Origin of the sequence: Pontibacter sp. 13R65, from assembly GCF_047525655.1 — a bacterium.
Lineage (GTDB): Bacteria > Bacteroidota > Bacteroidia > Cytophagales > Hymenobacteraceae > Pontibacter.
The window spans coordinates 1-13229 of record NZ_JBLIQL010000018.1 but is presented as its reverse complement, the minus strand read 5'-3'; the positions used below and the strand labels follow the sequence as shown (position 1 = coordinate 13229).

Below are 13229 nucleotides of genomic sequence, written 5' to 3'. Positions count from 1 at the left end.
TTGTTGTTAATAAGGAATGGAGCGAAATATTGAAAATAACTATAAACCATCAGTATAAGCTTTTCTAAGCCTGAGCCACAACTATACTGTAACTTATATTTATTTGAATTATAAAGCGAATATCAAATTATGTGCCATACAGCAAAATGCTATGTACTTGTGTATTAAGAATTTAAAAAAAGTTTAATTTTGTTCGGAATTGAACAGAAGTGTTCAGGAATGGCCAAAAAAAGCTTAGTCAAAGAGCAAGAACAACTGGCGCAAACGATTTTCAGGTGTTGAATCCTGAATTAATTGAAGGGAAGAGATTTTAAAATATAAGAAACTGCAGTGAGTAAGAGCAGCAGGAAAGATGCCAAAACGAAAGCGTGGTGATACTGCTCGAATATCAAATTCAAGCAATATCACCACGCCTGGCATTATTTGTCGGTTTGTGTAATGATTTAATTCTGTGAAGCTATACCTACTGCTTCAGTTCAGCCCCAATTCTTTAATTAAAGTTTTTTACAGGGCATCTTTACTACGGTTACCGACTGCGGCTCAAGCTTTAAGGCAATAGTATTGCCCGAAAAGTTATGTTTCCGCTCAGTCGGCACCACAACCTGTGGCTTATCCAAGGTATTGTAGTCCATCGGATTGGCAGCCTTTAACACTTGCAGAGCGGCTGTCCGTTTTTGAATAGTGGCCCCCTCCAGAGATACAGAAACCGGTGCAACGGCTTTGGAAGTATTAACAAGCTTCACGATTACTTCATTGGTTTTACGATCTATGGTGGAGCTGGCGTAGAGGCTGTCCTGCCCGGTGACGGCAGCTCCATTACGCAGGGCAGGTACTACATGCGTGCCGCTGTTGGCCCCGAAAAGCTTCTGGACATAATAGTTTGGTGTTCCCACTGCCCGAAGGTTGTCAAACCAGATCATGTCTGGGCGCCATTGCCAAGCCTCCACGTGTGCCAGCAGCGGGGCATAAGAGGCCAGGTGCACCACATCGGCATTTCGCTCCAGGCCAGTCATAAAGGCGGCCTCTGCCATGGCGCTGTACCAGGTGTTGCGTGACTCCGGGTCTTGCTCCTCTTTTCCGTGTGCCGCATATTCGCCTGCAAATACCTTGGGACCCGTGCGGTCGTAGTTATCGTAGCGGGTGGCATTTTCCAGGAACCACTCCGGGCTCTTATAATAGTGCTCATCCACATAATCGGCCTTCGACGTCTTCAGCTCACTCCACAAGTAATCGAAGCGAGGCCCTTCAGCCGAGGGGCCGGAGGTAGAAATCAACATAATTTCGGGATGCTGCTTCTTCAGCACCTCTTCGAACACGCGGTAACGCTCTATGTACTGCTCGTCCCACTGCTCGTTGCCGATGCCCAGCAGCTTCAGGTTAAAGGGAGCGGGATGTCCCATGTCGGCCCGCAGTTTTCCCCATTTGCTGGTGACAGGGCCATTGGCAAATGCAATCAGGTCCAGGGCATCCTGCAGGTACGGGTCCAGTTCGTCCATAGCCACCACTTCGCCGGTGTTATACTGGCAGGCCATGCCGCAGTTCAGAATGGGCAGGGGCGCTGCCCCTAGATCCTCTGCCAGCAGGAAGTACTCGTAGAAGCCTAGCCCATAGCTCTGAAAATAATCCGGGGCGTTGCGGTGCGCAAACTCCACGTTCCATCGGTTCATGATGAGGGTCCGGTCCTCTACATCACCTACCGTTTTTTTCCATTGGTAGCGGTTGGCCAGGTCCTTTCCTTCCACAATGCAGCCACCAGGGAAGCGCAGGAAACCTGGTTTTATATCAGCCAGCATTTGCACCAGGTCCTTACGAAGCCCGTTAGGGCGGTTCTTCCAGGTATCCTGCGGAAAGAGTGAGATCATATCCAGGTCAGCAACTCCTTTTCCCTGCAGCAGCACCTGAAAGTTCGCCTTTGGCGCTGTGGCAGTTGCTTTAAACGAGATGGTGTGCTTTTTCCATTCCGGCGTAAGATCACCAATTTCGGACTTCCCTAGTTTGTCGCCTTTTTCGTTTACCAGTTCCAGCCTCATCTTCAGGTTACCCTTCCCCTGTTGCCGGGCCAGAACCGAGAAGTTGTACTGTTTGCCTTGCTCAATGCCCATCCCCCTGAAGCCTTCGTTCAAAAGTCCGTAAGTACCGTTTTCAGCATCTACTGTGAGCCTTGCAAAGCGGGGGTTGGCATCATTGGCAGCTGTCCGGTTGATGATAAGGACAGTACCACCTCCGTTTTGTTTCACTTCTTTCCAGCCCATCAGGGGTTTGTCGAATTCAAAGGAGCGGTTCTTCACCAACTCGGCATATAGTCCGCCATCAGCTGCAAAGTTTATATCCTCAAAAAAGAGCCCCCACATGGTAGGCTTTACTTCAGCCGTAGGCTTTGAAACTTGTATAGTTATGTTTTGCGCCTGATGCTGGGCCTGTATACTGCCTGCCGTAAGGCAGAAAGAGGCTAGAGCGGCTGCTAAAATGGTACGGGTAGATTTATTCATATTATAATATTTTTCTGTTCAGGGTACTTACTGTAGAGATTTATTGTGTATCAATTTTTTAATTCTATTCATCTTTTTTGACCTCAGGCAAATATTAAAAGTTGGTGGTTCTGGATGGCATTCTCTAATGCACCGCTTGCTCTTTCGCCTCACAAAGCCAGGTCAATAATAAGATAAAGAGTCCTAGTGTTACCCTTGCCTAATTTTGCCTTTTTCCACATTGGAAGGGCTTTTTCATTAGAATAATTAGTCTTTTCACCAACAGTTTAATTCTTTTAAAGCATGATTGCGGCAGCAATTATAAGAGGAGGTTTTTAAACCTTTGCCTAATTTAGCCTATTATCACTTTGGAAGGACAATTTCATTAGAATAATTTAAATAACGAATGTTTGTGTAAAAGCAAATGAAAAAATAATGATGCCTGTGCCTACTTCAACAGGTCCGGGCAGTCCTTGCCACCTCTAGAGATTTTCCTCTTTGGTTTGTGAAAGCGACCGGTACCTTCGCGCGTATTAGCTTGTAATCCAACAAAGTCTGCTGCTCATTACTCCCCTCTTTTACACAACAAAGTGTACCTAACTTATCCGATAAGAAAACTAGCCTTATAAAACTAATTCTCTTAAAGTATAGCCTCTTTCTTTAGCTCAGCCTGGTTTATGTGCAAAATAAATACATGTACAGCCTTCCCTTGGTTGCCACGGTTTTACTTCTCCTTTAGCCTTTATTGGCAGATCTAAATGAATTAGGAAAAACTTTTAAATAGCAGAAGTCTTTCGTTACATTACATTGTACTAGTATTTTCTACATTTTCTCAGGTACGGAATGAGTAAATCCAATAAAATGAATTCAGTATTTATTATGATATTGTTAAGAAAATATTTTAAGAACAATGAGTAATCTCTGCTATATTTGCTTTATCCTACGAGGACTTGTGCTGTTTGAGAAGGGCTGGTGGGGAGGTAAGTGTAATCGAAATATCCTTCGGCTATGATAGATATCCTAATTTTTCAGAATGAATATGCCCGGCTTGAAGTAGGCTCACCAAACAACATGTTCATCCAACTCACGTGGCTGCAGCACGCCAGCGGGGAGCCTCTCAGGCGAGTAATGATGATGGCTCTGGAACATGCACGAGCAAAAGGACTTCACCTGTGGCTAATTGATATGCGCAGAATTCATTACACCACTATGGAGGATCAGTTATGGACTGTAAAAGAATACCTGCCAACTTTTGACCTTCGACTACATTACCGGACAGCCTGCGTGGTGAGCCTGCACAACTTAGACCTGATCCCAGATGTACTCGTACAAGAGGCACTACAGCATGACCCTATCTTAACAGGCAGAATGGAGATGGAAGTATTTCATAGCATAGAAGACGCAAAGTCCTGGCTTCTTCTGTAGTCTCCGCTCTGCCTATTTCTTGCCGTGCCTGGCTTATAGATAAAGCCTAACCATTTTTCGCCAATAATAAGGCCGGTGTGCTTCCTCGTGCCATACAGAAAGCATATTTCGGATACCCTTGTTATGCAAGGCATTACTCAGGTAATGATTGCTACCTAAAAAGGGGTCGTGTTCTCCCACTACAAGATTTACCTCTAAACTTTGGAGGGCGCTTAACAGCTGGGGGTCATGTATGCCTGTGATGTATTGATTAGGCATGTTGAAGTATAAATCTTCACTCCAATAGCCATGCAATAAGTCCTGGTAGTGGCTGATCTGCTGGCTAAGGTCATAACGGCCACTCATACCTACCACTTTACAAAAGAAGCGGGGGTGCTTCAAGGCAAAGTTAACGGCATGATAAGCGCCTAAGCTACATCCTGCAGAAATAAATGAGGCACCGGGGTTCTTGCATTGCATCAGGGGCAGTACCTCTGTTAGTATATACTGCTCATACTGTAGATGCCGGGCTACCTTCACTGCGGGATGGCAACTATCGCAGTAAAAGCTTTCCTTGTCTATGCTGTCTACACTGTACACCTGCAGATGCCCCTGCTCAATTTTATGACGGATGGCCTCCATTATCCTCCAGTTTTCATAGTCGTAAAAGCGTCCCATACGTGCCGGGAAAAACAGCACAGGCGTGCCGGAATGACCAAAAACCAGCAGTTCCATATCCCGCTGCAGCGATGGGCTGTACCATTTATGATACTCTCTGTTCATGGAAGAAGGGTGACTTTATGTAATATTATGTATCTGCGCCTGCCTGCGAAGCGAGAGAAATATTGGCTCGCATGATTTTTGTCCATAGCTCATACCCCCTTCTGTTCATGTGTAAGCCATCGCTATCAAAATAGCCGCCTAAGGGTCGCCCATAAATATCCAGCATCTGGTCGAATACATTGATAAACTTCCAGTTGTGATGCTGGCGCAGTACCTCTGTTTCTATCAGGCGGTTAGTGTATTTAAAGCTCTCAAGTAAGTTGTTACGGCTGGGGCTGGGCTTTAGAGACACAAAATAACAAGGCAGCTGATCTCCATAGCGTTCTTTGGTGCGCGCAACAAACTGCAGAAAAAAGAGAAACACCTCCTCCGGATTACGACCATCGCCAAGGTCATTATCTCCTGCGTAAACCACAAGCGAATCAGGGTTATAGGGAGCGACTATGCGCTCGAAAAACCAGACACAGGAAGCTAGGGTGGAGCCGCCAAAACCAAGGTTTACTGGCCTGTACTCCTTCATATCCTCCTGCAACGTTTGCCACAGCCTAATGGAGGAGCTTCCGTAAAATAATGTAGAGGGACTATAGGTGAGCTCCGCTCTCTCTTTCTCTAATCGTTGCACCTCATCTTCGTACCAATACATGAGTTTTTGTTATGCTTTTTTTATACTATGATATCATCTTACTTTCCCGTACGAATTGTAGCGTTAGAAAGAGGATTTTCTCATAAGATGCGGATCACCATCTACTGTTTAACAGACTGTATTGGAATGTTTAATGCTGGGCAGGTCGGCCGATGCTCTGCAGGTTGGCACTTTGTAGCCATTCTTCAAACTTATCCACTAGTTCTTCCTTCACATGCACGTTCTTTTCCTCGTTGCCAAAGAAGGGCTCTAGCTGCCAGCTCTCGCCTCCGGCGAACCCTATTCTGGAATAAAACTCCAAAAACTCCCACAGGTTATTACCAATCTTTCTCCCGTGCATGGCATTTTCCTGGCACGAAAAGTAAATAACATGGCGCGTGCTAGTGCATATTAAAATAAAATCTCCATTTGCAATCTCTATCAGTGGAATCATATTTATCCATCTTTTTTGGATATCCTTTGCAGACTCAGGGTTGTTATTGGCGGGAACCAGCGACAGCACCTCTACCCATTCTCTAAAATTGTCCTGCTGCTCTTTTAGCTGGTTTAGGTTCCAGCATATTTCCCCAGAAAAATTGTTCCGGAAATCCGCGGGCATTGCCTCAAAAAACTCATATCTAAACTCAAGATGCTTTGACAACCGAAACAAGTCCTTACAATCATCTGGAATATCTATCCCCAATTCCTTCTCAACCCACAGTATTTCATCCTCTGAAGCAGGGGCCTCAAGCAACAGATCTTGGGTCAGTTCCCAACCACGCTTTAAACTTATTTCTTTTATCAAGCCTATCTGGTTGAGCACCTGCTGAAAAGTTTTTTCTCGGTCCATCACAATTGCTTTGAAATGCCATTCTTTTATCAACTTAAAAATATCTATTTACTAACAGATTACAGCCTGTGCCATATTAAGATTTTGTTAATTTGGCGCAGGCTGTAATCTGTTGATACCTACAATACTGCATCTTAGCTATAGTTACTTTCTAATGTATAAGCTTGGTTGCTCTTGGGTGTTAGAATACTTATTAGAAAGTAGTTACAGGCAACATTAGCTCTTCTGGGAAGAGAAACCCACAGAAACAGCTAACAGCGGTTGCCGCTCCACCTATTTTCGTAATTCCGGTATTATTTATTACTAAGTTTGGAATGCCTTCTCCTACACATCACATTTCGAGCTAAAGTAATTACCATTAGCTTCCAGCATTTTAGCTTAATCAATGAAATAGTTACATTATTTACCTCTCCGGGTTTTGGAGATGAAGCTATTAGTTTTGGAATGTTTTGAGCTAGGGGAGCCGATGAGTAGAGTGCGCTCAAGTTGGCCTTGAGCTAAGGAATTGCTTTCTCAAGAGATTTGAGAGAAATGAAGTTTATTTTGTTGCCCCAATCCTTATGCAGATAGGTTTGAATTGACAATTTTTATCTTATCAGAGTGACATTCTTTACTTCTAGGCCGAGGTACTGAACTTTTAGCCATCAACCATCAAAAATCTCTGTTTCTAAATACAATCTGGTTAGTTTTGTTCATTTAGGGAGAAATTATTCAAATAAAATTACCCTTCCGATGGTTTTTTACCTGAATCTTGCCAAGGGTTTACCAAGTTTATTTTTGTTGTTTATAGTTATAGCTTGTAATAATTGTGTTGTGACTTTCCCATTATGAGTTAGCTCAATTTTATGGAAGTAATTATTTGTCAACATGACCTGCCACCGAAAAACCTGATCCACAAACTGAAGGATAAGCACCCATTTCAGACCAGATATTGAACAATAGGACTATTAGTCACAGTAGATCAAAAAACGGATGCTTTCTCTTTATACCCCAGCTATCTCTTAGCTCTTTCCCTCCTCCAGTTCCTCCATCACCATTGCCGCCAGAGCCTCGAGCAATTTTACATCTGCCTCTGTGAACCGCCGCGGCTTCCTGTCGGCTACAGCCACCACTCCAATGTTGAAGCCATCGTGGGTTCTGAGCGGTGCCGCCGCGTAGAACTGAAGGCCGAATTCCCCGTATACAAATGGGTTGCCGATTAGGCAGGGGTCTTGCCTGGCGTCTTCAAACACCGTCACCTGGTCCGACAGGATCGCCAAGGAGCAGATGGAAACCCTTCTATCCACCTCAGACAGGTTCTCATACCCGACAGCGGATCGGGTTAGCACTTTTTCCTGGTCCACAAAGTTAACCACAGCAACGGGAACTCCGAAAGCATGGGCCGCCATGCTAACAATGTGCTGGAAAGCGCCCACCTTCTCATAACGTTTCGTAATGCTGTAGCCAAAGAGTCTTTCAAGCCTCTCCCTTTCACTACCGTCAACCTCCGTTGCTTCTACTAAACTGCTCATCGAATAAATATTTTAGTTATTCTACTTAATCAGGTAAATCAAGAATTTGGTACCACTACCTACTGAACTCGTAACCTCCACGTGCCCGCCCATCGCCTCCAGGTGGGCCTTGACCAGGTAGAGGCCAATACCTCTTCCCTGCCGTTCGCTGTGGAACCGCTTGTACAGCCTGAAGACATCCCCGCCTGCCCGCTCAAGATCAAAGCCGATTCCGTTATCAGAGAAGGAGACCATAACTCCCTTGGATGAATCACCGACATGCTGGATCCTGACCTCCAGGCCCCGCTCCTCAGACCGGTACTTAATGGCGTTCGAGAGCAGGTTATGGAAAACGCTGTACAGGTAAGCCTTGTTTGCCTTCACGGTTACACCGTGGCCCATTTCCTTTCTGATCCTGGCACCGCATGCAAGAAGCTGATCCTGGAAAGAGCTTACCACCTGCTCCACAATAGGGAGCAGGTCTATTTCATCGCTTTCCGGTTCTGCCTTCCCCTCCCGTATGCTCAGGATCGTGTTCATGTCCCGCAGCAGGCTGTCCAGTCGCCGCACGCTCTGCCCCAGGTAGGAGAGCATATTATCAAACTGGGCAGAGGCCTTATCTGTCTTGGCCAGTATTGTGGCCAAGCCCATGGCATTGGCCACAGGGGCCCGCAGGTTGTGGGAGACGATGTACGTGAATTGCTGCAGGTCGCTATTTTGCTTGTAAAGGTCCTGCGTCAGCTTCAGCAGGTCGGCTTCTGCCTCCTTCCGGAAGGTGATGTCTTTCAGGATAGCTATGAAACGATTAACTTCCCCAGATTCACCATATATAGGAGTAATGTCCATGGATACCCAGAACTTCTCGCCGGACTTCCTGTAACTAATAAGCTGGATGCTGAAGGCGAGACCAAGGCTAACCTTCTGCCTTAACTCATAAATAGCTTCTTCATCTGTCTCTATTCCTCGCAATAGATCACTAGGCATTCTGCTATACATCTCCTCCAGGGTATAGCCTGTCATTCTTGTGAACCCGCCGTTTACCCACTCCACTAGCCCAGCGGCGTTCGTTATCACCACGCCGTTGTCCGTACTGCTGGCTACCAGGGATAGTTTCTCCAGCTCTTGCCTTGACTCTACCTGCCCGGTAACATCGTCAAAGTAGATGGAGATACCCTCCGGCGATGGGAAGGCCTTTACCTGCAGCCACAAATTACGCTCCTTAAAATAAGCCGTGAAACTGGTAGCCTGGCCTGTGTCAAAGGAGCGCTGGTAGTTTTGGTGGAAATCTCCTCCCTCCTGCTCAGGAAATACCTCCCATAAGCTCTTGCCAGTATGCCTTTCTTTATCAAGCTGAACGAGCCGCTTGGCCTCACTGTTAATGTAAGTAAGGCGCCAGTCTCTGTCTAGCATGATGAAAGCATCCGTAATGCTCTCGAAAATAGTGTTAAGTTTCTTGGCCTGCTGCTGAATCGTTTCAAATGAGCGTATGACCGGTGTTATATCCTTAGCGATAGTTTGCACCCCAATCACCTCTCCGTTTACTGCAACAGGAAATTTAATTACATCAAATACCTTCCGCTGCTGATTGTTCGTTTTTAGCTCCAGGTCAAACCTTGACCTTACTCCTAGCAAGGCCTGTTCCCAATACATTTTGTTCGCGGAGATCATGTCAGCGGGCAAGAAAACAGAGGCGGGAAGATCTAGCACCTCTTCCTTGGACAGGTTAAGAGTATCGCAAAAGCTATTGTTTACACTTATTATTAAGCCTTCTTTACTTTCCACAAAGATAAGATCGGGATTATTCTCAAACAGGGACCTGTATCGCTGCTCGCTCTCTTCCAGCTTTAACCTGCTTGTCTTACGCTCTGTAACATCCCGGGCCACAGCGAAAAAGGCCTGATCTTCCTCCGACCACACAGTAGACCAGTGTAGGGGCACCAGGTAACCCTCCCTGTGGATAAAGCAGTTTTCAAAGTTAGTCATCTTGGCCCCCTTAAGTACTTGGCCAGTGATTTCCTCAGTCATAGGTGAATCATCAGGATTCAGAAATTCTGTGTAGTGGTGCCCTACCAGCTCCTGCATTTCATAACCCAGAATGCTTTTACTTGCTTTGCTTACATGGATGAAGCGGCCTTCCCGGTCAAAAGTACAGAGCATGTCCAGGGAAACCTGCGCCATCTTCTCCCATACGCTTTCACTTGATTCTGTCTCTGTCATTAAATTAACAACTCAGCTATTTAGATACCTGCTTTAGCAAAGCATGGATAAGCAGCAAAAGTTCATTTTATATTTTATTTATATATTTGAAACCTTAAACGATTAACCTTTATACTTAATAAAGATAGTACTTAAACTTCATGTTGCAAACAGGTTCTAATTATGTGAGGAGTCAGTACTGTTGATATTTAAAAGATAAACGCACTTACAGCCCATGTTGACATAAGAAACTTGCTTCAATATCCAGCTTTTCGATCAAAATAGGCTCCCCTGCTACTCACTGTTTATATCCTGCTTCATAATTTAAATTACAATAATGCATCTTTAGAATATACAAACTAAATCACTAGTTAAGCGAGACAAAAAGGCTACCGTTTTTGTGTCTCTTTTAACTTTTAGCCAATGTTCATTGTAACATTTTAAATGCGTTTTTAGTTGTTTTAAAGGTAATAGGTGGCTACATTTTCTTTGTAAAGGCCCTCTGTTAACTGTTCCTTACTCCGCAAGGGCTGTTTAGCCAGCCAAAAAGATATAAGCCAATAGGAGCAGCAGCACAGCTTTGGCTACAATACTGAGAGCACGTATTCGCCGCTATTACCTTCCATAACCAATAAAAAGAATACTTTTTTGCCTCTCTTACTACCTAAAGGAGAGACAGGATTAACTGCTATATCCACTTCTGGATGTTTTGTATTGGGTAGTCCTCTATAGTAAGTTTATAGTTGAGAAGGAATTCTCCTCGACCAGCCAAGATAAACTGAGAATGATATTGTTGCTTCACATTTGTCAATTTACAATTATTGGATAAAGCAGCATTACCTACATGCTTCCACATCAAGCGTAATGCCTAACATGGTGGATGTAATGGAACGCCTTAGATCTCCTCTCGAATCAACCTGACCTTTTACTATTAATTTGCGTGGGATAATTATTTAAAACCAAGGATAACTATATAGAAAGACCAAACCAAGAAATATGGCAACAGGACTCCATCGAAAGTGAAGAAGCATCAGTAGTCCCTGCTACACAACCTTTTGATCAAACCATGAGAAAACTATTATTCTTGATATATACTTACATTTTGAAAGCTTTATAATAAGTCCAGTAGCTAACAACTGTGAATTATTATCAGGGTGGCTGGGAAAACGAATTTCATTGTTGCTCGATAGATTAATTTCAATTGAGAAGCGGTTGGCCTTTGTAGCCACTATTTCTATACCAATTCGACAACTTCATTAATTTTTGACCCTTAACACAGGGACCGGCCGTAAGGCAAACACTGGATAATTTCTTATATTGAAACAGGAACATCAGGGTATAAAGCTAAGAAATCTGTTAAAAGACTTCCATACCTTCTATAGGTAGCAGGAGTAGTACCTTCTACACTTAAATTATTGGCAAACCTAAACACGAACAAAAACTAAGCAATATGAAATTAGGCGCATTTTCAATCAGTCTCAATGTCAAGGATCTTGAGATATCAAAGCAATTCTATGAAAACCTGGGATTTAAAGTTCTGGCTGGTGGTATATTTCAAAATTATTTCATAATGAAAAATGATAACGCTCTTGTCGGACTATTCCAAGGCATGTTTGAAGGTAATATTTTGACTTTCAACCCTGGGTGGGATGAGAATGCTAATAATATTGACGAGTTCGATGATGTTAGAAAAATTCAGCGGCAACTGACAAATAAAGGGATCGAATTAATGAGCAAGGCTGATGAAGAAACGTCCGGACCTGCTAGTTTTATGGTAACTGACCCAGACGGAAATATCCTTTTAGTTGATCAACATCGTTAGGTTTGCCCGCAGCAATAAAGAGTTAATCTACAGCAACTAAAGGTTACGGCACTACCATAATAAAACCATAGTCCTTTGCTGGCTATACCCAGCTGCTTTTTAGCTAAAGAATTTTCGGAGTGATATTTTGTCACAGCATTTCTGTAAACACTTGGACAGCTCCACAAGCGTTACGTGTGCTTTACAACTTAAGGCACTGCTCTTTCTACTGCCAAAAATTCCTGCTATATTCGGTGGCCCTGTTCCGCACTTAAGTACAATAACTTGAGTGATTCACTTTATACAAGTGTTAGTCAAAAGCAAAGGAAAGATCTTCTTTGAATGATTTAACAGGAAACATGATAACAGAGATTTGGGAATCCAAATCTCTGGATAAAAAGAGAGTGTTGGGATTTGAATATGGAGATTCCGCGACCACAACTGCAGGTTTTTAAGAAAGATGAGCTTTATAATATTTTGAATACTGGATTTTGGTACGGCCCAAGCGCAAATATCTTCAGATAATGGACTTGTTGAAACTGGAATTGAAGTCTCAGAGACTGCAATGGTTTAGCCCGATAATATATTATGGGATAATATAAAAGTACACCTAGGTTCTGTCAGCGCTAGGTCGTTCGACTGGGAATTGTACGATGGGGTCCTTTACTATTCCTTAACTCACCTTTTTGAGGAAAAAGATCGGATGAACCTCATCGATGAGTTTTACAACCAGCTCAAACCCGGCGGCTAAATGATTTTTGGTACAATCTTAATTTTCTAGCTCTAGATCAGGACTATAGAGGAAGGATTTGGGCACAGACAGACTGCTAAAATCGAACCTTCTTTACAATCAGGCATTCTGTTTACCCAACAAGCTGCTTTCTTTCCTATCAGAATAGGGGTGAATTTTTAGTTGCTCGCAAAAGATTGTTAGAAGTCGTGGAAGATACTAAAATGAGTTACTCAACGTTCTAGTATAGTTCATTTTAAATACCAAAAGGCCTTATTTACATACATCAGTATGAAGAAGAGAATAGCATTACTTCCAGTTCTGTCCCTTCTGATCCTTAGCGCTTGCGATAAAGAACCTGATTGCCAGTATCAGCGACTTCCTGTTACATCCTTTGAAAAAGAATACGGGTGCAGTAATACCCTTTATGAAATGGATGTCAAGCTACCTCTTGATCAGCCACACATTGGCCACAAAATTGTTAGCTCCCAATCACAATATGATAGTTTAGTTACAAGTACTACTTGTAATCCTCAAATTGACTTTTCGGCATATGACCTGGTGATTGGAAAAGTAATGACGGATCGGGAATTTTCTTCTGCCGAATATGTACTTAGAAACCCTTGCTCAAGTGACACACTCTCGCTAGTGGTAGTACTTAATAACTCTACACAGAGCCCAACAATTATATCCAGCACCACTTATAGTGCTTTGATACCAAAATTGTCAAATAACCATGTAATAGATGTTACTATTTCATACACATTAAAGCTTATTCTGAAAATATAGTAGTAGGAACAAAACAGAGCGGCCGGCTCTTTATTCTAGTATGCAAACTACTAATGATAAAGAACCAAACCGCTCCGAATATTTACCCTTAACGAG

Annotated in this window: 9 protein-coding genes; 3 read left to right on the top strand and 6 right to left on the bottom strand. The window is 43.5% G+C overall.

The genetic code is table 11. The features are described 5' to 3' along the window. Positions 1–494 precede the first annotated feature (494 nt). Positions 495–2489 (bottom strand): alpha-L-arabinofuranosidase C-terminal domain-containing protein, encoded by a 1995-nt coding sequence (locus ACMA1I_RS17575; RefSeq protein ID WP_337069734.1) that lies wholly within the window; start codon positions 2487–2489, stop codon positions 495–497. 987 nt (positions 2490–3476) lie between these two features. On the opposite strand from ACMA1I_RS17575, the gene ACMA1I_RS17570 reads away from it, so the two are divergent. Further along, positions 3477–3893: a hypothetical protein gene (locus ACMA1I_RS17570; protein WP_337069733.1), complete on the top strand. Its 417-nt coding sequence runs from the start codon at positions 3477–3479 to the stop codon at positions 3891–3893. Between the two features lie 33 nt (positions 3894–3926). Here the strand turns inward: ACMA1I_RS17570 and ACMA1I_RS17565 are convergent, their stop codons facing one another. The 5 genes from ACMA1I_RS17565 to ACMA1I_RS17545 all read right to left on the bottom strand — a co-directional run bounded on the left by ACMA1I_RS17565 (position 3927) and on the right by ACMA1I_RS17545 (position 9834). Then, positions 3927–4655: an esterase family protein gene (locus tag ACMA1I_RS17565; RefSeq protein WP_337069732.1), complete on the bottom strand. Its 729-nt coding sequence runs from the start codon at positions 4653–4655 to the stop codon at positions 3927–3929. A 25-nt stretch (positions 4656–4680) separates the two neighbouring features. Further along, positions 4681–5298 (bottom strand): GDSL-type esterase/lipase family protein, encoded by a 618-nt coding sequence (locus tag ACMA1I_RS17560; RefSeq protein ID WP_337069731.1) that lies wholly within the window; start codon positions 5296–5298, stop codon positions 4681–4683. A gap of 130 nt (positions 5299–5428) precedes the next feature. Beyond that, positions 5429–6127 carry an SMI1/KNR4 family protein gene (locus tag ACMA1I_RS17555; RefSeq protein WP_337069730.1) on the bottom strand — a complete coding sequence of 233 codons (699 nt, stop codon included), beginning with the start codon at positions 6125–6127 and terminating at the stop codon, positions 5429–5431. A gap of 1001 nt (positions 6128–7128) precedes the next feature. Then, positions 7129–7638, bottom strand: coding sequence for a GAF domain-containing protein (locus ACMA1I_RS17550; RefSeq protein WP_337069729.1), 510 nt, complete (start codon positions 7636–7638; stop codon positions 7129–7131). 21 nt (positions 7639–7659) lie between these two features. After that, positions 7660–9834, bottom strand: coding sequence for a PAS domain S-box protein (locus ACMA1I_RS17545; protein WP_337069728.1), 2175 nt, complete (start codon positions 9832–9834; stop codon positions 7660–7662). A gap of 1429 nt (positions 9835–11263) precedes the next feature. Here ACMA1I_RS17545 and ACMA1I_RS17540 point away from each other — a divergent pair. Then, a complete protein-coding gene (locus ACMA1I_RS17540) occupies positions 11264–11635 on the top strand; it encodes a VOC family protein (protein ID WP_337069726.1) in 372 nt (123 codons plus the stop codon). A 1000-nt stretch (positions 11636–12635) separates the two neighbouring features. Continuing rightward, positions 12636–13133, top strand: coding sequence for a hypothetical protein (locus tag ACMA1I_RS17535; RefSeq protein ID WP_337069725.1), 498 nt, complete (start codon positions 12636–12638; stop codon positions 13131–13133). The last annotated feature ends 96 nt before the right edge of the window (positions 13134–13229 follow it).

Bases quoted from the DNA above. Each gene is read 5' to 3' on its own strand.
- ACMA1I_RS17575 (WP_337069734.1), bottom strand. From the start codon at position 2,489: ATGAATAAATCTACCCGTACCATTTTAGCAGCCGCTCTAGCCTCTTTC.
- ACMA1I_RS17535 (WP_337069725.1), top strand. From the start codon at position 12,636: ATGAAGAAGAGAATAGCATTACTTCCAGTTCTGTCCCTTCTGATCCTT.
- ACMA1I_RS17555 (WP_337069730.1), bottom strand. From the start codon at position 6,127: ATGGACCGAGAAAAAACTTTTCAGCAGGTGCTCAACCAGATAGGCTTG.
- ACMA1I_RS17570 (WP_337069733.1), top strand. From the start codon at position 3,477: ATGATAGATATCCTAATTTTTCAGAATGAATATGCCCGGCTTGAAGTA.
- ACMA1I_RS17540 (WP_337069726.1), top strand. From the start codon at position 11,264: ATGAAATTAGGCGCATTTTCAATCAGTCTCAATGTCAAGGATCTTGAG.
- ACMA1I_RS17550 (WP_337069729.1), bottom strand. From the start codon at position 7,638: ATGAGCAGTTTAGTAGAAGCAACGGAGGTTGACGGTAGTGAAAGGGAG.
- ACMA1I_RS17565 (WP_337069732.1), bottom strand. From the start codon at position 4,655: ATGAACAGAGAGTATCATAAATGGTACAGCCCATCGCTGCAGCGGGAT.
- ACMA1I_RS17560 (WP_337069731.1), bottom strand. From the start codon at position 5,298: ATGTATTGGTACGAAGATGAGGTGCAACGATTAGAGAAAGAGAGAGCG.
- ACMA1I_RS17545 (WP_337069728.1), bottom strand. From the start codon at position 9,834: ATGACAGAGACAGAATCAAGTGAAAGCGTATGGGAGAAGATGGCGCAG.